This is a genomic window from Halorubrum sp. LN27 (assembly GCF_016635065.1).
GTDB classification, from domain to species: domain Archaea; phylum Halobacteriota; class Halobacteria; order Halobacteriales; family Haloferacaceae; genus Halorubrum; species Halorubrum salipaludis.
The window spans coordinates 1,179,725-1,199,404 of the sequence record NZ_JAEPET010000001.1 but is presented as its reverse complement, the minus strand read 5'-3'; the positions used below and the strand labels follow the sequence as shown (position 1 = coordinate 1,199,404).

Sequence of the window (19,680 nt, the reverse complement as noted above, 5' to 3'; positions counted from 1 at the left end):
CCGCCCGGACGGGCCGGAGGGGTGTGCTTATTTAACCTTGCCCGCGCCGTATGGGAGTAACGAGCACGCGAGTCGTGGGCGCGGAGAGAGACGAGATGAGAGACACTGATGCAAGACAGGGGGACGAGGACGTCGCGGTGACGAAATCGACCCACAGGATCGGGGCGGACAGCCAGCTGGTGACGGTCTCGGTACGGGCGGACGGGGCCGAGCCGACCGACGTGACGATCGCCGACGCCGTTCCGGAGACGCACGCGCTGCGCGTCGCGGGCGCCGCAGTTGAGACTGGAGGATCCGACGGACCGGAGGCGACTTACTCCGACGGGGAAGTCGTCGTCGATCAGCTGATCGGCTCGGACGGCGTCCGAGAGCTGGTTTATCAGCTCGACGGCCCGGCGGATCGGTCGCTGCCGCGGCCGACCGTCGAACGCGTCGAGGGGGAGCCGTTCGGCGTCGCGCTCGGGTACACGACCGGCTATCCGGCCGCGTTGAACGCCCTGGCTCGCGGGCGACACACCGCCCGTCCGATCCGGGCGTACGCCCGGGAGTACGACGTGCCGCTGCTGCCGGAACTCGACTGGCACGCGCCCCTCCCGCGGACGCCGTCCGGGTTCGGCGTCGTCGACGACGAGGCGTTCGCCGCCCTCGTCGAGGGGGAGATACCGACAGCCGACCTGCTCGATTCGAGGGTGCTCAAGGCCGGACGCTGGCCGGGCGGCGTGGCGTGGACGGACTTCGTTCAGACGTTTCCCGGGGCCGTGCCGGCGCCGTTCCGCTCGTTCGCCGGCACCGCCACGCCGACCCCCGACCGGCTCCGGGCCGTTCGCGACCGGACGACCGCCGAGCTGTTCGCGCACTCGTTCTGGCGGCGGTTCTGCCGCTCTGCGTAACCGACCCCGAGACGAAAGAGCGGATCGGCACCGTGAGTGCCTTTTCGGCCCCAAATCCAGGTTTCTTTCCCACGAAATCGCGAGACATATTCCGTCGTATTTATTCTATTCATATCGAAACCGGAGAAATAACGATGATCCGACGCTGGATCAGGTCCCTCTCCCGGGCGGGTGCCCTCGTCGGAGCCCTGCTGATCGGCGTCGCCGTCGCCTCGACGCTCTTCATGGTGTTGTCGGCCGCGGACGTGGTGGACGAGGTGGTGTTGTTGGTCGTCCTCGGAGTCGGGTCCGCGACCGTCGCCACCGGCGCGGCCGTGTACGGGTACATGCAGACCGACGGAGAGTGAGACGAGTCGCGCGACCGAGCCCGCCGCGGACGGGCTCCGGGCGACCGCCGCTTGGAGGCGTCGCCTCTCGGACGCATCGGTGGTGACCATTTATACGAGGCGCTTCCGCATTGGCGGACGATGACCGAGCGAGAGTACTTCGGAACCAGCGGTATCAGGGGGCGCGTCGGCGAGGAGGTCGACGCCGACCTCGCCCTGACGGTCGGGCGCGCGCTGGCGGGCGAGACCGATCGGGTCGTCGTCGGACGGGACGCGCGCACCAGCGGCCCGACGCTCGTGGACGCGCTGGCGGCGGGGTTGACCGAGTGCGGGACGGACGTGATCGACGTCGGCGTCGCCTCGACCCCGACCGTCGCCCGCGCGATCGCGACGTGGGACGCCGACGCCGGCGTGGCGGTGACCGCCTCGCACAACCCCCCGCAGGACAACGGCCTCAAGCTGTGGCAGCCCTCCGGACAGGCGTACGACCAGTCCGGACAGGACCGCCTCGTCGAGCGGATCCGGGCCGCCGACTTCGACCGGCAGCCCTGGGACGCCCTCGGCAAGCGGTCGACGCGGACGGAGGCGCGGGCGGCCCACGCCGAGGCGATCGCCGACGCGGTCGAGGTCGCGGACCCGCCGTCGGTCGTCGTCGACCTCGGCAACGGGGCGGGGGGCGTCAGCGTCGACGCGCTCGGGGCGATCGGCTGTTCGGTCGAGACGCTCAACGCCCAGCCGGACGGGCGGTTCCCGGGGCGACCCAGCGAGCCGACCGCGGAGAACTGCTCGACGCTCGCCGCGACCGTCGGCTCGACCGACGCCGACCTCGGGATCGCCCACGACGGCGACGCCGACCGCATGATGGCCGTCACCGGCGAGGGGGAGTTCGTTCCGGGGGACGTCCTGTTGGCGCTGTTCGCCCGGGACGCCGCCGGTCCGGGGGACCGTGTCGCCGTCCCCGTCGACACGAGCCTCCTCGTGGCCGACGCGCTCGCCGAGGTCGGCGCGGAGGTCGTTCGGACGCGCGTCGGCGACGTGTACGTCGCCGAGCGAACCACGGAGGAGGGCGTCGTCTTCGGCGGCGAGCCCAGCGGAGCGTGGATCTTCCCCGAGGACACGCTCTGTCCGGACGGCCCGCTGGCGGCGGCGAAGCTGGTCGAACTCGTTTCCGACGCGGGGCCCCTCGCGGAGCAGGTCGCCGACGTCGAGCGGTACCCAATCCGCAGAACCACCTTCGAGGTTCGCGAGAAAGCGGCGGTCATGGAGCGGATCGGCGACGCCGTCGAGGCCGACTACGAGGACGTCGACACCCTCGACGGCGTCCGGGTCGATCTCGGAGACGCGTGGTTCCTCGTGCGCGCGAGCGGAACGGAGCCTCGCATCCGGGTCACCGCCGAGGCACGCGACCCCGAGCGGGCGGACGCCGTCTTCGAGTCCGCCTGTGAACTGGTCGAGACGTACAGCGAGGGGGAGTAAAACCGTCCCTCCAGTTCGGCCGCCTTCGGTGCCCCGGCCGGATCGATGTCCGCATCCGTTTATAAGCGAATCTCCCGTTCGGCCGCGTTCACGCCGAGAACTCGTACAGCTCGTCGCCGACGTGGTGGATCGACTCGACGACCTTCCCGCTGTCGCCGACCATCTCGTCGCCGTCGACCATCGCGCGGCCGACCGCGAGCACCTTCCCGTGGGTCTCCTCCGCGATCACGACGAGGTCGCCCTCGCGGATCGCCGCGTCGGCCTCGACGATGCCGGGACGCATCACGTCGGCACCGTCGGAGACAAACGAGATGGCGCCGGAGTCGACGGTGACGATGCCGGTCTCCGGCTCGTAGTCGTTCGCGCCCCGCACGGTGAGGAACGGCTCGTCGTCGTCGACGTAGAAGACCGCCGGCTCGCCGTCGACTAACACGAGCTCGACGTCCGCGTCCACGAACTCGACGAGCTCGAAGGCGTCCCCGTCGATGTCGACGCCGAGGTGGTCGGCGACCGCCTCGCGGATCGCCGCGATGTCGTCGCTCCGGAGGTGGTGCCGCGATTTCACTTCCATGCGGGTCAAGTCGACCGCTCGGCCGATAAATGGACCGCTCCGTCGGCGGTCGCCCGGGATCGACGTCCAGACGCCCGGGATAGACGTCCGGACGCCACGGCGACGGCCCGGTGACGCCCCGTCGACGCCCCGGTGACCCCCCGGCGACATCCCGGTGCCGAGCCCGCTCGCGCGGTTGGACCGATCAAAACGGCCTTAAACCACCTCTTCTAATCCGTTCGTATGCTCAACCCGCTCATTGCGAACGTCGCGAACACGCCCGCGATCGTTCTCGGGGCGATCGCGACGCTGCTGGTCGTTTTCGTCAGCAGCCTGAAGGGGACAGGGTGGGAGCCCGCGACCGACATCTCGGACGAGGTGCTCGAACGCCGGGCGTCCGCGGTCCCCGAGACCGAGTTCCCCGAGCCCGGGAACCGCGCCATCGGCGGCGGCGGTGGCGGCGGGGCGATCCCCGCCGGGGGCGCCGAGGGCGAAGGGGGCGAACTGGAGGACGGCGAGGCCGGCGGCTCCGGTCCCGGCGACATCCCCGAAGACGAGGTCGAGTACTTCGAGGTCGAGTTCGTCAAGCAGGGCGAGACCGTCGAGCTCTCCAACGACCAGCCGATCTTAGAGCAGGGCGAAGACGAGGGGTGGGACCTCCCGTACGCCTGCCGTCAGGGCCAGTGCGTCTCCTGTGCCGGCCACATCACGGACGGCCCCTCGGAGGACTACGTCGAGCACGACAACCAGCAGATGCTCGAGGAGGCCGAGATCGACGACGGCTACACCCTGACCTGCGTCGCGTACCCCCGCGATTCGTTCTCCATCGAGACGGGCGAGGCGCCGTAGTCGTCGCGCTCTCCGCCGCGGTCCGCGGGGCTTTTCTCTTTCCTCTTCTCCCTCTCCCCTCTCTCCCTTTCTTCCTCTCTCTTCCATCCCTCCGATTCGCTTTCCGTCTCACGCACTCTCCCGTCCGCTCGCGACACCCTTTTTCGCCTCTCGACCGAACGATCGGTATGTCCCTCACCACGGTCCTCGGCGCCGGGATCGCCGCGGCCCTCGCCGCGGTCGCGGCCGCGCTCGTCTACCGCGACGCCGAGGCGGTCGGCGTCGACCTCGGATCGCCGGGCCTGTGGGCCGCCTTCGTCCTCGTCACGTCCGGCGTCGCCGCGACCACCGTCCTCCTCGTCCCCGACGCGCCGATTCCCGGCGTGCTCGTGATCGCGGCCTTGGGGCCCCTCCTCTATCTCCTCGAACGCGACGACTCGATGCACGGCGACGACCCCGCGGACCCCACTCGGCTCCCGAACGACGGAGACCGACGGGATCCGCCCGAGGAGTGACCGGTCTCTCCCGCAGGATCGACGGTGACACAGTTCCTTTCTCGCTTTCGCCGTGCTCGCAAACCGCAAGCTTCCATAGGTTCGGCCGCGAAGGCGTGGTAATGAGCGACGAGAGCGACGAAAGCCTCGCGGACCGGGTCGAGGAGTGGATGGTCGGGCAGATGCCGATCATCCAGATGCACGGCGGCACGAGCGTCGTGCGCGAGGCGGACGCCGAGACCGGCGAGGTCGTCGTCGAGCTCGGCGGCACCTGCTCCGGCTGCGGAATCTCGAACATCACCGCCGACAACATCCGCCGCGACCTGATCATGGACTTCGACGAGGTGGAGAACGTGACGGTGCGGACCGCCTCCTCCGGCGACCAGGGCGCCTCCACCGTCGAGGGCGGCCGCGGCGGGGAGCTGAAACACGAGACCGAGTCCGCGAACCACTTCTGAGCGCGGCGGGCCGACCCCGCCCTCCTCCCCCTACAGCGACGTGAACGGGAGCGTCGCGAGGGTATCGGCGCCGTAATCGAGCGCGTCCGCCTGCGAGACACCGTCGGGTGTGATCAGGTCAATCACCCGCGGGGCGTTGTCGGCCGCGCCCTCGCGGGCGCCGCCGAAGACGTAGTTCCTCGCGTCGACCGCGACCGGCCGGAGGCTGCCGCGGTCCTCCGAGCCGACGACCGGGAGGACCTCCCAGTCGGAGAGGTCCGCGCCGCCGAGCGCGGACGTCGGAACGGAGAGGACCGCGACGTTCGACTCGAAGCTGACGAACACCTCCGGCGTGCCGAGGCTCGCCCCGTCGGCGTCGGCGATCCCCCTCCCGAACCCACTCGCGTCGATCCGGTACTGCCACGGGTCGGCGAACTCGGCGGTGAGTCCGATGTCGTCGAGCGCGTCCGTCCGTCCCCCGTCCGCCTCGGGATCGCGCAGGTACACGAGGAAGTAGTGCGGCGAGAAGTCGCCGCCGAACGTGTCGTACAGGTTCTCGACCTCGAACGCGAATCGGTACTCCTCGTCCGTCTCCAGCACCCGGAACGAGCGCAGGTCGAACGCGCCCTCTTGGAAATCTCCACTCGTGGGGTAGACGTACTCGCCGGGGCCGTGGTCGTCGCCGGCGGGATCGGTGAGCTCCGAGACGAGGTCGCCGGGGGCGATCGTCACGCTCTCGGACGCCAGTTCGGTGCCGCCGTCAGCCTCGCGGACCGCCACGTCGAAGGTCCCGATCCGCGAGATGTTGAAGCCGAGGTCCACCGTCTCGTCGGTCGCGTTCGGCGGGAGCCGGACGTTGTCGAGCGCGGCGACCTCGCCGTCGACGACGACCTCGACCGTGGTCCCGCCGACGAAGGGCGCGTCGTTGGAGCCGGTCCCGGTGATAAACGACTCCCCGAGGTCGGCCTCGTCGGCGATCGACACGGAGATCGTCTGTTCCGGTCGCTCGTACTCCGGGAGCCGGTTGATCTCGCGGCCCCGCGCCGGGCGCAGTTTCACCGCGGTCCCGCCGCTCGGCGCCAGCGACGCCAACAGGGTCGAACTCGGCGTGACGACCGCCTCGTCGATGCGGACTCCGGTCGGGTCAGCGTCGACGCCGGCGCCGAGCGCGTCGGAGTGGACCTCGGCGACGTACTTCGGGCCGTTTCTTCCCCTCCCGTTGCCGGCGTTTCCGTCGCCGCGTCCCCGCCCATTGCCGTTGCCGCGTCCCTTCCCGCGCCCGTTTCCACCGCCTCGGCTCCCCTTCCCGCCCGAGTTCCCGGGCGCGAGGAACTCGAGCGGCACGTCGACCGCCCGGCCGTCGCCGTCGGTCATGACCCCGAGGTACCACTCGTCGCCGTGCCGGCGCGCGATCGCGAGGTACTCGCCGATCGCGGAGCCGACGACGCGGGTCTCGTCCCAGCCGGCCGCCGGGACCGACTCGATGAACCCGAACTCCGGCTCGGCGTCGAAGTTCTCGCTGTCGGGCTCGTACCCCTCGTACTCCGCCGGGACCGGGGAGGGCTCGGCGGCCTCGGTGACCGCGACCGCGTTGAGGTTGAAGCCGCCGACGTCACCGGTGAACCCGTTCTCGTCCTCTGCGTAGTCGAGTTCGATCGCAATCTCGTTGTCGCCCGCGGTCAACTCGACCTCGGTCGTGAACACGTCCCAGTCGTCCCAGTAGTCGGTGAACTCGGGCTCGATCGTCCGGCTGCCGTCGTTGACATGCAGCGTCGCGCGGGGGCCGCCCGCGCCGATCACCCGTCCCGCGTTCTCCTCCGGGGCGCTCGCGTACCGGAGGTGGAGGTCGTAGGTCCCCGCCGCCGGTACGTCGCGGACCGTGAAGGAGACCGACGACCCGCTCGGCGCGCGGTTGGGGTCGACCGCGACGAAGTTGGTCCCGAACGCGTTCCGCCACGAGTCGTCGGTGACGAGTCCGTCGAGCTCGCCGGCGGCGGCCTGGAGCGCTTCGCCGACCTCGAACGTCTCGTCGACGTACGCCTCGATGCGGTCGGCGGCCATCTGGAGCCCGCTGAGGTAGGTCGGGTACATCGCGAGCTGCTTCGCGCGGGTCGTCTGGACCTGGTCGCCGCGGTCGTCGCCGAAGGTGATGTCGAAGATGCCCGGCTGGAAGCTCACCGGCCCCGCGAGGTTTCGCGTGAACGGAAGCGTGACGTGGTGGTCGCGGCCGACGTTCGACCCGAGCTGGCCGAACCCGTCGTACTCCTGGGCCTTCACCACCTCGCGGTTGGCCACGTTCGGGTAGGTGCGGATCTCGCCGGTCGGCTTGATCCCCTCGTGGATCTCCAGCAGCTGGCGGTTCGCGGCGGCCTCGCGGATCACCAGCCGGTGGTGGTTCACCGCGAGCTGGTTGTGCTGGTTGTGGGTCGGCTCGGCGCCGTCGCCGTCGATCCCGAGCCCGGGGTCGGAGACGTAGCCGTTCTTGATCGAGCCGATCCCCTGGCTCTCGTACCCCGCGAACACGTCCTCGTCGACGACCGCGGACTCGTACCGCGGGAGGTTCCCGGCGGTCTCGTTGTGGATCGTCATCTCGACCGGGTCGGACAGGGCGGCGCCGAAGCCGGTCACCTCGGGCACGTCGAAGTCCGGGTACGAGTCGCCGACGCCGAATCCGAACCCGCTCCCGTCGCCGGGGTAGGTGTCCCACCCCTCGTTCCACCCCTCGACGAGCACGCTGTCGATGCCGTTCTCGCTCGCGAACCGCATGTACCGCTTCATCCGCTCGGTCCGGGCGCCGTGGGTGTAGGCCGCCGGATTGCCCCCCTCGCCCGCGATCGCGTCGTCCGACCTGTACTCCCAGTTGGCCGACCCGGCGATCATCGTCCACCAGATGCCGACGTACTTCCGGGGCTCGATCCAGCTCGTGTCCGCCTCGCCCCCCACCGCCGGCAGCGCCGACTCGTCGAGGGGGTCGGAGAGCAGGGGGACGAGCTGCGACTCGATCAGCTCGCCCGGGCGGTCGACGAGCTGGATCGTCCGCCACGGCGTGGTCGCCGGCAGTTCCAGCGACGCCTTCGTCCCGTCGGGAAGGGGAGTGAGCTCGGTACCGAAGGCGGTCCCGCCGTCGCCGTCGCGGGGGGCGAGCGTCGCCGCGGCGTAGTCGTCGAGGTTCGCCTCGTGGACGCTCAGGTACGCGCCGTCGCCGTCGCCGCTGGCGTCGACGGTGAGGGGCGTGTGCGCGCCCGTCCGGATCGGCGTCCCGGTCGGCCGCGTCTCTCGGGTCCCGCCCGGTATCTCCGAGAGGGGCGTCTCCGCGTACTCCTGTTCGAACCGCGGGTTGGTCACCTCGTTCGCGATCCACCACGCGTCGTAGTCGTCCGCGAACGCCACGCCCGTGTTCTCCGCCTCGATCACCGCCCGATCCTGGTTGCTCGCGAACCCCTCACCGAGGACGACCCGCAGCCCGATCCCGTCGTCGAAGACGCGGATCTGGAGGGTGGCGCTGCGCCCGTCGGTCTCCGTCTCGCTCTCGCCGTCGGACTCCTCACCGCCCGCCTCCGCGAGTCCGACGGTGAGCTGTTCGTACGCCGCGGACACCTCGTCGAACGCGCCCCAGACGGGCTCCCACGCCTCGGTCGCCGTCTCGCGCTCGGTGCCGGTGACGGTCAGGGGAACGTCTCCCTTCCCCTCCCCGTCGGCCGACGACGCCCCGAACGCCGGCTGGTTCCGGAAGTCGAACCCGAGCGCCGACGGCTCGACGTAGGTCGTCCCGCCGCGGGTGACCTCGTAGGTCGGGATCCCGTCGGCGACGTCGACCGTCACCGCGATCGATCCGTCCGGCGACGAGACGGTCTGAACCGGGTCGTCGTCCCCGTTTGCGACCCGCGCCGCGTCGTCGGCCGACACGTCTCGCGAGTAGGCGGCCGCGGCCACGAGCGCCCCCACGCTCCCGAGGAACCCTCGCCGCGTCGATTCGCCAAACGTTTGCTGTGATTCTTTCTCACGCATTCCACCGACACGTGAATACGGTGAACAATAATGTTATTGTAAGGATCCGATGTGATTGGATTTCGAAACGATCGAGTCGAAATCGCGTACCGGGGCCGCTCGCGACGCGGTCTCCGTCTTCGACGTAGCGGCCCTACCGTGCGTCTGGCTTCGACGCGTCCGTCTCCGCCGTGTCCGCCGCCGACGCGTCGGCTGCCTACAGCGCGTTCTCCAGCGCCGACGCCACGCTCCGCGCCTTCTCCGCGAGCGGTTCCGGCACCTCGCCGGCCGCCTCCGCCTCTCGCAGCTCGTCGTCGTCGACGCGCTCGACGCTCCCGTCCGGGCGCTTCACCACGTCGACGTGGAGGTCCACGTAGCGGGCGGCGTTCGGGAACACCTCGACCGGGGTGCAGACGTTGACGTAGGTCCCGCGCACCGTCCCGTCGCGCCCGCGGTACGTGGTCGGGTACCACCACCGGCCCTCCTTCAGGCTCGTCTCGGCGACGTCGCCGGCCTCGCGGGGCACGTCCAGCCCGTCGTAGGTGCCGCCGCCGGTCATCTCCCGTTCGACCGTCACCGACCCGTCGGCGTCGACCGCGGTCACCGTCGCCTCGCCGAGCGTGATCAGCCGCCCGTCTGGCTTGCCGTGTTCGAGGCGGAGCGCGTCGCCCTCGGCCGGCCCGAACGCGTCCGTCACAACCCCGAACGGGAACGCGGCGTCCGCGTCGGGCTCGCAGAGCGCCTCCGCGAGGTCGACGCCCGCGGACGCGTCCGCCGACCCCGCCTTCACGCGGTGGTGGCCCGGCATCGTCGCGGCCACCTCGCGGCGCCGGTCGTCGAGCGCGAACCGGCTCTCGCGGCCGAACCACACCCAGACGCCGGCGTTCGGGGTCGCCAGCGGCGCCTCGCGGACGAGGTCCGAGCCGTCGAGGACGCCGGCGCCGCCCGCCGCGTCGACGGCGTCGTCGAGCCCCTCCGCGGCCGCGACCGCCCGGTCGAGCCCGGCCTCGAGCGCCTCGGTGTCCGCGTCGACCGCGGGCGGCTTCCAGACGGCGCGCCACCCGTCCGGCGGCTCTAACCCGAGCAGGTCGAGCATCCCCGACAGCTCCCGGGCGGCCTCGTCGTTCCGCACGTCGACGCGGGTGCCCGAGCCGGGTTCGAGCGCGACGAACCCGCCGCCCGCCCGGAGCGACCCGTCCAGCTCCGGGCGGCGGTCCGTCCACGGCGCCGCGGACTCGCGGACCTGCACCCGGACCGAATCGCCCGTCTCGACCCGGTCGTCGACGCTCCCGTACGGGAGGTATCCCTCGGCGGTCTCTCCGGCGCCGTCGCCGCTTTCGCTCCCGCCGACGCGAAGCCGCACGGCCGCCCCGCCGCCGAGCGTCTCGGTCACCTCGCCGTCGAGGACGGTTCCGGGCGGGGTCGGATCGGCCCACGCCAGCGCGTCGAGCCCCGCACCGGTCAGGAGGTCGCGGAGAGCCGCCACCGCCTCGGGGTCGCCGTGCGCGCCGACGCCCTGCCGGTCCTCTGTCGTCGCGATCCGCGCGTCCGGCGGGTCGCTTCCGAACTTGGCGTCGAAGCGCCGTCGGATCGGCGGCGAGGCGTCGACGACCTCGTGGCCCGCGTCGAGCAGGGCCTCGGTGAGCGCCGTCGCGTAGATGCCGCGTACGCGGGCCTTCATAGCTCGTCGGGATCGCGAGCGAACCGGACGCGGTCGTGGACGGTCGGGCCGAGCGAGAGTTCGATGAGGACGGGCATCTCGTCGCCGCCGTCCTCCTTGCTGTCTCCCCCTTCTGCGTCGTCGCCTCCCGCCTCCGCCGTCCGCAACACCCGCCCGCCCTCGACCGGGACGCCCCACCCGTCGAGCGAGAGGTAGCCGCGGAGGTCGCTCCCGTGGGTGAACAGGTCGACGTCGGCGGTCGCGTGCTCCTGCGTCTCGGCGGTGCTGTGGGCCATCTCCATGTCGGAGTAGTAGGGCCCGTCCGGCGCGAAGAACGCCCGGAGCCGGTCGGCGTCCTCGTCGACGAGCTCGGCGACCCGGTCGGACGCCGACGCGATCGCGTCCGCGTCGAGGCCCGCCTCGCGGAGGGCCCGCTGGGTCCGTGAATCGAAGTGCATACCGCCCCTTCGGTCGCCGCGGTTTCAATCCTGTCGGCCCGCGTCGGGGCGACGCGACCGTGCGATCGCGACCGCCCTGGCCCCGACTCCCGCCACGGCTTAAGTCCCCCCGGTCCGAACCTCGGGGCATGTCATCTCGGTCGGACCCGGTCGAGTCGCGCGCCGACGACGACCGCGACCTCTACGACATCGCCACGTGGGAGGAGCGAACCTCCCTCGACGGGCTCTCCGTCGCGCTCCACTGGCTCATCACCCGGTCGGCGAAGGCGCTCGTCGTGTTCGTCGCACTCTTAGGGCTCCTCGCGATCCTCGGCTCGTTCGGGCTCGGGCTCGTCTTCGACCCGGCGGTCGCGATGCTCGTCGGGCTCTCCGCGGTCCCGGCGCTCGGGCTCGCCGCGTACGTGTACGTGTCCGACGTGACGACCGGGGAGCCGCTCTCGCTCCTGGTGGCGACGTTCCTGCTGTCGATCCTGACCGCGACGTTCGCGGCGGTCCTCAACAGCGAGCTCCAACCCTTCTTCAACCCGCTCGGCTTCCCCGGCCTCGTGCTCTTCTTCTTCCTGATCGTCGGCCCCGTCGAGGAGTCGGTGAAGCTGCTCGCGGTGCGGCTGTACGCGTACACCGACGCCCGGTTCGACGCCGTCATCGACGGGGCCGTGTACGGCGCCATCGCCGGGCTCGGCTTCGTCGTCATCGAGAACCTGGTGTACATCGCACAGAACGTCGAGCTCGGAGAGCTGACGCTCGGCGTCGCCGTGCTGGGGGCGGGAGACGGGATCGCCGCGCTCCGGGCGCTCGCCGGGCCGGGCCACGTCATCTACTCCGCGTTCGCGGGGTACTACCTCGGGCTCGCCAAGTTCAACCCGGAGCACCGCGGGCCGATCGTCGTGAAGGGGCTCGTCATCGCCGCCGCGATCCACGCGCTGTACAACTCGCTCGTCGGCCCGGTCACCACGGTGCTCTCGCTGGCGACCGGGCTGCCGCAGGTCGTCTCCCTGTTCGTCTTCGTGCTCCTCTTCCAGGGGGCGTTCGGGTACGTCCTCGTGCGGAAGCTCCGCCGGTACCGGGACGCGTACGTCGAGACGCGCGACGCGATCGATCCGGAGTTCGAGCCCGAAATGACCGAGTTCGAGGACTGATCGGGGTCGCTGCTGATCCGTCGCTTCCGACTCCCCCGCTCACCCCGGGGGCGACTCCACCCGCGACCGGTCGCCCGTGCCGCCGGTGAGCGCGCTCGCGAGCGCCCCCTTCACCACCACCTCGTCGCCGAGCTCGGTGAGGCGCACCTCGGGGACGTTGATGAACACCATGTCCGCGAGCTTCTCGCGGATCGGGTCGAGCACCCGATCGGGGTTGTTGAGCGCGACCGCGCCGCCGATCGTCACGACCAGCGGGGCGTACGCGTGGATGACGTTGGCGACGCCCATCGCGTTCCAGTGGGCGACCTGCTCGATCACGTGGTCGGCGAAGGTGTCCTCGCCGGCCGCCTCGAACACGTCGACCGCGGAGAAGTCGGGGTCCTCGATCGGCAGCGAGGTCTCGATCGGGTCCTCCTCGTGGAGCTCGCGCGCGTACTTCGGGATGTTGTTCCCCGAGCAGTACCCCTCCCAGTGGCCGTCGAGCCCGCAGCCGCAGGTCATGAACCCGTGCGGGTCGACGGTCATGTGCCCGACCTCCCCGGCGTTGCCGTCCCAGCCCGAGAGCACGTTGCCGTCGACGGCGACGCCCGCGCCGATCCCCGAGGAGATGGTGAGATACACCATGTCGTCGGGGTTGCGCTCGGAGTGGAACCGCTCGCCGATGACGCCCGCGATGGTGTCGTTGTGGAGGTGGACCTCGTCGGTCTCCAACAGCTGCGACACCGGCCCGACGAGGGGGATCCGCTCGACGGTGTCCGGGAGGTTCGCCGGCCCCTGCACGACGCCGGCCGCGAGGTCAAGCGGACCGATCGAGCCGATGCCGGCCGCGACGGCTGCGGTCGGGTCGATCCCGGCGGCATCGCACGCGCCCCGGACCACGCCGAGGACGGCCTCGGTGACCGCGATCCCGTTCGGGCCGCGCGGGGTCCCTCGCGAGTCGGACCCGAGAATGGTCGCGGTCTCGTCGCCGACGACCGCTCGGACGTTCGTCGCTCCGAGGTCGACGCCCACGTAGTACATCGGATAAACGCGCGGACCGGTGTCACTTAAGCGGGACGCTTCGGAGGACACGCGCCGCGGGGGACCGCTTCCCATATCGCTGACGTGCGCTTCACGCCTCGAAAAGACGATTCCCCGACTACGACGCCGAACGCACGAACGTCACCGGACACGGCGACGAGAGGATGACCTCCTGGGCGACGCTCCCGAAGACGGCCTTCCCGGTCGGCGACCGGCGGCGTCCGCCGACGACGACCCGATCCGCGTCGACCGCCGACGCCGCCTCGACGACCTCGTCGGCGTGGTCGCCGACCGCGCCGCGGATCGTGTGCGACACGCCGGCCTCGTCGAGCGCCATCGAGAGCTCCCGCGTGGTCGTGTGCCGCTCGGCGACGGCGTCGGGAGTCGACTTCTCGCTCGTCTCCTCGATACCCAACCGGGACTTGACCCCCTCGAACTCCTCGTCGCTGAACACGTGGGTCAACACGATCTCCGCGCCCGCGGGCTCGGCCACCGCGATGGCCTCCTCCGCGAGCCGCTCGGCCCGCTCTTCGTCTTCCGTTCCGACCGCCAACACGACTGTCTCGATGCTCATACCTCTCCTTGTCCCCTCGACGGCTTAAAACCTCCGAACAATTTACTCGATTCCGAATAAACTTTCTCACCGATCGATCCTGACACTCGCCCGATCGGCGGAGCCGCGGCTCGCGAGGCGTCGAAAATCGTCGAAAACCGGGCGTCTCCCCTCAGTAGTCGGGCGCGTCGTCCTCGACTTCGCGCTTCAACGAGTCGCGGCGGGACTTCGCGTCGCGGCCGGTCGCCTCCAAGAGGAACTCGTTTTTCGCGTCGACCGCGTCGGCGGCGGCGTCAGCGTTCCCCTCCGCGATCACGTCCTCGGCGGGGCGCTCCTCGAAGTGGACCGCGAGCTTGTCCTTCTTGCTGCCGTACTCGGCCGCGCCGGCGACGATGCGGTCGAACACGGGGTTGTCCGGGTCCTCGACGACGTATAGTTCGTGGCCCTCCCACTCTTCGGTGCCGGTGACCTCGCCGAAGTACTCCTCGATGGAGCCTTTCAGGTCCGGCATGCGGTCGTCCAGATGCTCGCCGCGGCGCATCTTGTACTCCTTCATGCCGCGTTCGTTCGACAGGGGGCCGTAAACCAGTTTCGTCACGGGGTCTTCGCCCGGTTCGCCGGGGGATCGAGCGAACCGGTCGACGGGCGCTCGGGGAGGGGCGCTCGGGGACGGGAGAACTCGCAGGGTCCGCGCTCAGAGCGGTCGCTCGTCGACGTAGCCGCGCTTGCACTCGGGACAGATGTCGCCGGCGCGCATGGAGTTACCGTCGGCGGCGCGGGTCATCTCGCACTCGGGACAGTAGTACTCCGTCGTCACCTCCGAGCTCGACGTCTCGAGATCGGGGCTCTCGCCGCGGGTGATTCCGGTCCCCTCGTCGACCGCCCCGCCGGTCTCCTCCGGGTCGTCGATCCCGCCGGACCCGCCCGCCGTCCGCGCCGGCGCCTCGACGTACTCCGCGTCCTCGTCGTCTGCCGGCGCGTCGGCCGCCTCCGGCGTGAGCCCGCCGCCGAACTCCACGTCGCCCGCGCCGCCCTCGCCGACCTCGGCGCTGAACCCCTCGTCCTCGCCGCCGTGTTCGGGCCACGGGGTCGCCTCGCCGTCGCCCTCGTCCGACTCGTCCACGTCGGGCCACGCGCCGCGCTCGCGGTCGTCTGCGTCGTCTCCCTCCTCGTCGAGGATCACGCCGTCGTCGGTCTCCGCGCGCTCCTCGTCGGCGGGCGCGTCCGCGGTCTCGGCCTCCGGGTAGGCCGCGTACTCGCCCTCGTCGCGTTCGAGGCCGTCGCCGTCGCCACGGTCGCCCTCTCGGTCCCCGGCGTCGTCGGCCGACGGACCGCCGCCGATCAGCTCCGCGTCGTCGCCCTCGGCGGACGCGCCCGCGTCGAGGTCCGCTTCCGTCGCCGCGGGCTCGGCGTCGGCCGACCCGGGCGCGGAACCGCCGGGCGCCTCGTCGGCGCCCCCGACGTCGTCGTCGATGATCACGGCGTCGTCGATATCGTCCCCGTCGTCGCCGATTCCGTCTCCGTCGTCGAGCCCGACCGCGGCCGCGGTCCCCGCGTCGGGTCCGACTTCGACGCCGTCGGAGCCGCCCTCACCGACGCCGGGTCCGGGCGTCTCGCGCTCGGGGCCGGTGTCGGGCGCCGTCGGCTCGTCGCCGGCGGCGGCGGCCTCGTCGGTCAGCTGCTCCATCGTCGTGACCTCGGTATTCTCGCTGACCACCTGCGTCTCGCCGCAGCGAGCGCAGGTCTTCACCTCGGTGACGGTGGTGACGACCTCGTTCCCGTCCTCCTCGCGCTCGCGCCGTAGTTCGGGCTCGTCGAAATCGTGCCCGAGCAGACACCTGAGTCCCATTACGCTTCACCTGCGGTTCCGAGGGTAAAAAACGCCCCGTCCGGCGTCCGACGCCCGGCAGACGGGAGCCGAGGCGGGCCGCTACCCTCCCGTCGCCGTTCCCGACGATTCTTTGTGGTTCGCTCGCGTACCACTCGATCGTCCATGCCGACCGTATCCTACCAAGGCGAGGAGATCGAGTGCGAGGAAGGGGCGATCCTCCGCGACGTGCTCAAAGAGGCCGGCCTCTCCGTGTACAACGGCAAGATGAAGCAGCTCAACTGCCGGGGGGCGGGGTCGTGCGGGTCCTGCGCCGTCCAGGTCGACGGCGAGGTCAGCGAACCCGGCAAAAAGGAGAAGCTCCGTCTCTGGGCCCCGCCGCACCACCCGAGCCACGACGTGCGCCTCGCCTGCCAAGTCCGCGTCGAGGGAGACGTCGAGGTGACGAAGGGACGCGGGCTGTTCGGACAGCACGTCTGAGTCGGCCGTTACGCCGCTCATTGTCCAATCCGAAGCGGGCCGGCGCTACCGCTTGTCGCCGCGCGCCACCGACCTCCCGTTCCGTCGGGATCGGCGGCAGCGACGCTCAGTGTCGTAATAAGAACCCGCGTCGGACGTGAATCCGGGGGCGGGCAGAAGTCTCGTTGTCGCGTGTCAGAGTCGCGTTCGGCGTCAGCCGGACCGACCCACCGTATCGGATCGGCTTACTGCCGAACGACGTTGGACGCGCGCGGCCCCTTGGGCGAGGACTCGATGTCGAACTCGAGCTCCTGGCCCTCTTCGAGGTCCGGCCCTTCGACGTCTTCCATGTGGAAGAACACGTCGTCGTCAGCGTCGTCAGTCTCAATAAATCCGTAGCCGCCAGTGTCGTTGAAGAAATCAACCTTTCCGGTCGCCATTGCATCCTAACGGACGCCCCCTCGGAAGATAAGGATTGCGAGTGTACAGTTACCACGAGTGTATCCGGACAATCGTTCCTGTTTCTAGAGACTATCGAGACGATCGGTGACCGTACACGCGGGCTCGCGCGGAGAGCCCGACCGATCCGGCGGTTCCGCGCCGAAAACGCGCCGACACCGAGATTCGGTCGCCCCGACGCTTATCCCCCGTCGCGCCGAACCGCTCGGTCGTGCTCCGACCCCTCCGCGAGAACGGGCCGGCCCTGCTCGTGCCGGCGGCGTGGCTCGTCGCCGCCGCGACCGCGCTCGGCGCCGTCTCGACGCACGCGCTGTTTGTCGCGCACGTCGTCATGAGCGTCCTGCTGGTCGCGTTCGTCGCCGCCTCGCGGCGCGAGATGGCGAGCGGCGTGCTCCGGACGTGGAAGCTCGTCATCGCCGCGGGCACGCCCGTGACGCTCGCGGGCGTCGCGGGGTTCCTCGCGCTCGGCGGATCGCTGGACGTCCCGCCGACGGCCCTGCTCGCGGTCTCGCTGTACGGCTGGGCGCTCCTCCCGGCCGCCGGATTCGTCGCCACTCGGGGCCGCGTCGAGTCGGGGACGCGGATCTACGACCTCGGCGCCGGCTGCTGCGTCGCCGGCGCGGTCGGCGTCGCGCTGGCGCCCTCGGCGGCGTGGACCGCGGTCGCGCTCGCGGTCGTCGGCGCCGGGCAGACGGCGGGCATCCTCGACGCCACGCTGCGGTACTGAGCGCTTCTACCGCTTTTCACCGCTTTCACCACTGATCTTGTGGCGTGCGATCACCCCACAATATCTCCCGCTGCGGTCCGTACGGGTCGTATGGTCGATCTCGGGATCCTCTACGTCGCGATCACGGGCGCGCTCCTGCTCGTCGCCCTCGGCGTCGGGATCCGCGTGCTCCGCGACGTCGCCGGCGAGGCGCGCGAGCGCCACCGCAAGCGCCGATCCGGCGAGCTGGAGCGGTACACGAAAGACGAGGAGTACGATCGGGTCCACCGCGATCCGACCGAGGGGGGCGACGGCGACGGAGACGGAGCGACCTCGACGCCGTGCCCGCACTGCGGGGCCGACAACGACGCCGCGTTCGACTACTGCCGCCGCTGCGCGTCGCCGCTCCCGCCCGGCGGGTGACCCTCGTCGTCGACCGCGTCGGGCCGGGTGTACCACCACGCCCACAGCAGCAGCACGCCCTGTAGCGGGAGCCGCGCCCACGCCGCCGCGCGGGCGACGCCCGAGAGGCGGTCCGGGGCGAACTCGGCCGCCACGTCGTCGGTCGCCATGTACACGTTCGCGGGGAAGACCGCGCCGAGCAGGGCCATGATCCCCCACGCCGACCCGCGCCGCGTCCGATCGCAGGCGACGCCGAGCCCCAGCCCGATCTCCGCGATCCCGGAGAGGTAGACGAGGGCGCGCGGTCTCGGAAGCCCGGGCGGGACGACCCGCGCGAACGCCTTCGGCGCGAGGAAGTGTGCGATCCCCGCGGTCACGTACGCCGCGCTCATCGCGTAGCGAAGCGGGCGCTTCCGGCGGGCGAGCGGTCCGTCGTCGGGGTCGTCGAGGTCGTCTCCGTCGTCGCTCACCCGCGTGGATAGCGACGGCCGGCTAATGAGCGTTCCTCCCGCTCTCGGCGCGGATCGCGACGGTCGACTCGATCACCGGTCGTCGCCATCGAAAGCGGGTCGCCGTCGAACGCGGGTCGCCGTCGAACGCGACTCGACTTCGAACGCGGGGCGGCGTCGAAGGCCCGTCTCCCCGATTCGAACGAGGCACCTCGGGCACCGGCGACCCGAAGTCGCAACGAATCACGGACGAAATTTGAACGGACTTTCGGCGAACCACGATCGGATGTTGAAAAATTGCCTTTAGACGGTCTCACGTGTCCGTTAGTGATGTCGAAACAATTGACCGACGAAACGCGACGACGCGTCCTGACTGCCGGCGGCAGTGCGGCCCTGATGGGGTTGGCCGGCTGTCTCGGTGGCGACTCCGGCGACGAATCCGACGGCGGGATGGAGGAGGAGTCGGACGGCGGGATGGAAGGCGAGTCGGACGGCGGGATGGAGAACGAATCCGACGGCGGAATGGAGGAGGAGTCGGACGGCGGGATGGAAGACGAGGGGATGGAAGCGGAGCCGACCGACCCCGACGAGGCTCCCCGCACGACCATCGACCGATTCAGCGAGGCCGCCGGCACCCTCCACGTCCGGGGTTCGGACAACGACCTGCCGGCTCCCGGCGATCCCGTCGACTTCGACGAGCGCTTCCTCGTCGACGGGTTCGGCCCCGACGGGCAGCGCGTCCGGTACTACGACTTCGACGTTCAGCCGACCGCCCCGGCACCGATCTACGCGTTCGTCCGCGAGAACGGCGACCCCGTCGAGGGACAGCGGAACGTCGTCGGCGTCGTTCCCGGCGACGACGGCTACAACGACTTCTGGCACGTCCACAGGGTGACCGTCTCGGACGAGTACGTTGCCAACACGGTGACCGGCGTCGAGGGCGTCCTCGGCGGCGACTTCGAGGTCGAGGCCACCGACACGATCAAGAACTGTCCCGTCGTCCCCGACGGGTCGACGGCTGAACGACGCCACGGCGCCGACGAGAGCGCCGCCGACCTCGTCGAGGGGTGGTACGACGGCGAGATCGTCTACTACTTCCTCTTCGAGGAGCGGGCGCTGGAACCCTCCGACGGCGAGGTCCCGCTCTCCCCGATCTACGTCTCGTTCAACACGAACCCCGGCGAGGAGGGCGGCGGTCCCCAGTCCGGGTTCATGACCGAGGCGGGTAACGACCAGACCCACAACGTCACCTCGACGGTGCCGAGCGACGCGGCGTACTCGCCGCTGTGGGACGTGAACATCTACGACAACGCGGACTTCGACTCCGTCTCCGACCTCGACTCGGCGCTCGACGCGGCGATCCTCGCGTCCGGCGCGGCACGCGTCAACTGTCCCGTGGTGTCCGAAAACTAGGTCGGGCTGTCCGCGTCTACCGATGCCGCCTCCCCGATTTGAACGCCGGAAGACGGTCGCGCTCACTTCGTTCGCGCGCTGCGACTTCCGTGCTCAAATCGGCTCGGCGTCGTTTCTTTACCCGCTCGCTGCGCTCGCGGGTTCAG

General features: G+C 70.7%; 21 protein-coding genes. 11 read left to right on the top strand and 10 right to left on the bottom strand.

Features of this window, described 5'->3' with window-relative positions; all coding sequences use genetic code 11:
- The first annotated feature begins 95 nt into the window (after positions 1–95).
- The 3 genes from JIN95_RS05955 (at position 96) to glmM (ending at position 2,692) form a co-directional block, all read left to right on the top strand.
- Positions 96–890, top strand: coding sequence for a hypothetical protein (locus JIN95_RS05955; RefSeq protein ID WP_200530792.1), 795 nt, complete (start codon positions 96–98; stop codon positions 888–890).
- 134 nt (positions 891–1,024) lie between these two features.
- Positions 1,025–1,237 (top strand): hypothetical protein, encoded by a 213-nt coding sequence (locus tag JIN95_RS05950; RefSeq protein WP_095635676.1) that lies wholly within the window; start codon positions 1,025–1,027, stop codon positions 1,235–1,237.
- A gap of 120 nt (positions 1,238–1,357) precedes the next feature.
- Positions 1,358–2,692, top strand: a complete 1,335-nt coding sequence (glmM, locus tag JIN95_RS05945; protein ID WP_200530791.1) for a phosphoglucosamine mutase — start codon at positions 1,358–1,360, stop codon at positions 2,690–2,692.
- An 88-nt stretch (positions 2,693–2,780) separates the two neighbouring features.
- Here the strand turns inward: glmM and JIN95_RS05940 are convergent, their stop codons facing one another.
- Positions 2,781–3,263: an RNA-binding protein gene (locus JIN95_RS05940; RefSeq protein ID WP_095635674.1), complete on the bottom strand. Its 483-nt coding sequence runs from the start codon at positions 3,261–3,263 to the stop codon at positions 2,781–2,783.
- Positions 3,264–3,485: 222 nt separating this feature from the next.
- Here JIN95_RS05940 and JIN95_RS05935 point away from each other — a divergent pair, with 222 nt between their 5' ends.
- The 3 genes from JIN95_RS05935 to JIN95_RS05925 all read left to right on the top strand — a co-directional run bounded on the left by JIN95_RS05935 (position 3,486) and on the right by JIN95_RS05925 (position 5,022).
- Complete coding sequence (locus tag JIN95_RS05935) at positions 3,486–4,091, top strand: 2Fe-2S iron-sulfur cluster-binding protein (RefSeq protein ID WP_095635673.1); 606 nt, start codon at positions 3,486–3,488, stop codon at positions 4,089–4,091.
- A 167-nt stretch (positions 4,092–4,258) separates the two neighbouring features.
- Positions 4,259–4,585 (top strand): hypothetical protein, encoded by a 327-nt coding sequence (locus JIN95_RS05930; protein ID WP_095635672.1) that lies wholly within the window; start codon positions 4,259–4,261, stop codon positions 4,583–4,585.
- A 101-nt stretch (positions 4,586–4,686) separates the two neighbouring features.
- Entirely contained in the window at positions 4,687–5,022 is a 336-nt protein-coding gene (locus JIN95_RS05925; RefSeq protein WP_095635671.1) for a NifU family protein, read from the top strand.
- Positions 5,023–5,052: 30 nt separating this feature from the next.
- Here JIN95_RS05925 and JIN95_RS05920 read toward each other — a convergent pair whose 3' ends face one another.
- From JIN95_RS05920 to JIN95_RS05910, 3 genes are all read right to left on the bottom strand, one after another.
- The gene (locus JIN95_RS05920; RefSeq protein WP_200532110.1) at positions 5,053–8,946 is read right to left on the bottom strand and encodes a glycoside hydrolase family 97 catalytic domain-containing protein; all 3,894 of its coding nucleotides are present in this window, start codon (positions 8,944–8,946) and stop codon (positions 5,053–5,055) included.
- 259 nt (positions 8,947–9,205) lie between these two features.
- Positions 9,206–10,669: a DUF402 domain-containing protein gene (locus JIN95_RS05915; protein WP_200530790.1), complete on the bottom strand. Its 1,464-nt coding sequence runs from the start codon at positions 10,667–10,669 to the stop codon at positions 9,206–9,208.
- Positions 10,666–11,106, bottom strand: a complete 441-nt coding sequence (locus JIN95_RS05910) for a hypothetical protein (protein WP_200530789.1) — start codon at positions 11,104–11,106, stop codon at positions 10,666–10,668. Before JIN95_RS05910 ends, JIN95_RS05915 begins: the two co-directional genes overlap by 4 nt.
- 128 nt (positions 11,107–11,234) lie before the next feature.
- Here JIN95_RS05910 and JIN95_RS05905 point away from each other — a divergent pair, with 128 nt between their 5' ends.
- Positions 11,235–12,245 (top strand): PrsW family glutamic-type intramembrane protease, encoded by a 1,011-nt coding sequence (locus JIN95_RS05905; RefSeq protein ID WP_200530788.1) that lies wholly within the window; start codon positions 11,235–11,237, stop codon positions 12,243–12,245.
- Positions 12,246–12,284: 39 nt separating this feature from the next.
- Here the strand turns inward: JIN95_RS05905 and JIN95_RS05900 are convergent, their stop codons facing one another.
- The 4 genes from JIN95_RS05900 to JIN95_RS05885 form a co-directional block, all read right to left on the bottom strand.
- Positions 12,285–13,265 carry an ROK family protein gene (locus tag JIN95_RS05900; RefSeq protein WP_095635666.1) on the bottom strand — a complete coding sequence of 327 codons (981 nt, stop codon included), beginning with the start codon at positions 13,263–13,265 and terminating at the stop codon, positions 12,285–12,287.
- 118 nt (positions 13,266–13,383) lie between these two features.
- Positions 13,384–13,839 carry a universal stress protein gene (locus JIN95_RS05895; protein ID WP_095635665.1) on the bottom strand — a complete coding sequence of 152 codons (456 nt, stop codon included), beginning with the start codon at positions 13,837–13,839 and terminating at the stop codon, positions 13,384–13,386.
- Positions 13,840–13,990: 151 nt separating this feature from the next.
- Entirely contained in the window at positions 13,991–14,374 is a 384-nt protein-coding gene (locus JIN95_RS05890) for a DUF5611 family protein (protein WP_095635664.1), read from the bottom strand.
- 138 nt (positions 14,375–14,512) lie between these two features.
- On the bottom strand, positions 14,513–15,667 hold the full coding sequence (locus JIN95_RS05885) for a hypothetical protein (protein ID WP_095635663.1): 1,155 nt from the start codon (positions 15,665–15,667) through the stop codon (positions 14,513–14,515).
- A 144-nt stretch (positions 15,668–15,811) separates the two neighbouring features.
- Here JIN95_RS05885 and JIN95_RS05880 point away from each other — a divergent pair, with 144 nt between their 5' ends.
- Complete coding sequence (locus tag JIN95_RS05880; protein WP_095635662.1) at positions 15,812–16,126, top strand: 2Fe-2S iron-sulfur cluster-binding protein; 315 nt, start codon at positions 15,812–15,814, stop codon at positions 16,124–16,126.
- Positions 16,127–16,350: 224 nt separating this feature from the next.
- On the opposite strand, the gene JIN95_RS05875 is transcribed toward JIN95_RS05880, so the two are convergent.
- Positions 16,351–16,545 carry a cold-shock protein gene (locus JIN95_RS05875; RefSeq protein WP_004048101.1) on the bottom strand — a complete coding sequence of 65 codons (195 nt, stop codon included), beginning with the start codon at positions 16,543–16,545 and terminating at the stop codon, positions 16,351–16,353.
- 230 nt (positions 16,546–16,775) lie between these two features.
- On the opposite strand from JIN95_RS05875, the gene JIN95_RS05870 reads away from it, so the two are divergent.
- Both JIN95_RS05870 and JIN95_RS05865 read left to right on the top strand, forming a co-directional pair.
- On the top strand, positions 16,776–17,291 hold the full coding sequence (locus JIN95_RS05870) for a hypothetical protein (RefSeq protein ID WP_095635661.1): 516 nt from the start codon (positions 16,776–16,778) through the stop codon (positions 17,289–17,291).
- Between the two features lie 90 nt (positions 17,292–17,381).
- Positions 17,382–17,693, top strand: coding sequence for a zinc ribbon domain-containing protein (locus JIN95_RS05865; RefSeq protein WP_200530787.1), 312 nt, complete (start codon positions 17,382–17,384; stop codon positions 17,691–17,693).
- On the opposite strand, the gene JIN95_RS05860 is transcribed toward JIN95_RS05865, so the two are convergent.
- Entirely contained in the window at positions 17,651–18,142 is a 492-nt protein-coding gene (locus JIN95_RS05860; RefSeq protein ID WP_095635659.1) for a DoxX family membrane protein, read from the bottom strand. The genes JIN95_RS05865 and JIN95_RS05860 overlap by 43 nt on opposite strands.
- A 309-nt stretch (positions 18,143–18,451) precedes the next feature.
- On the opposite strand from JIN95_RS05860, the gene JIN95_RS05855 reads away from it, so the two are divergent.
- Positions 18,452–19,534, top strand: coding sequence for a hypothetical protein (locus tag JIN95_RS05855; protein ID WP_200530786.1), 1,083 nt, complete (start codon positions 18,452–18,454; stop codon positions 19,532–19,534).
- Positions 19,535–19,680: the final 146 nt, after the last annotated feature.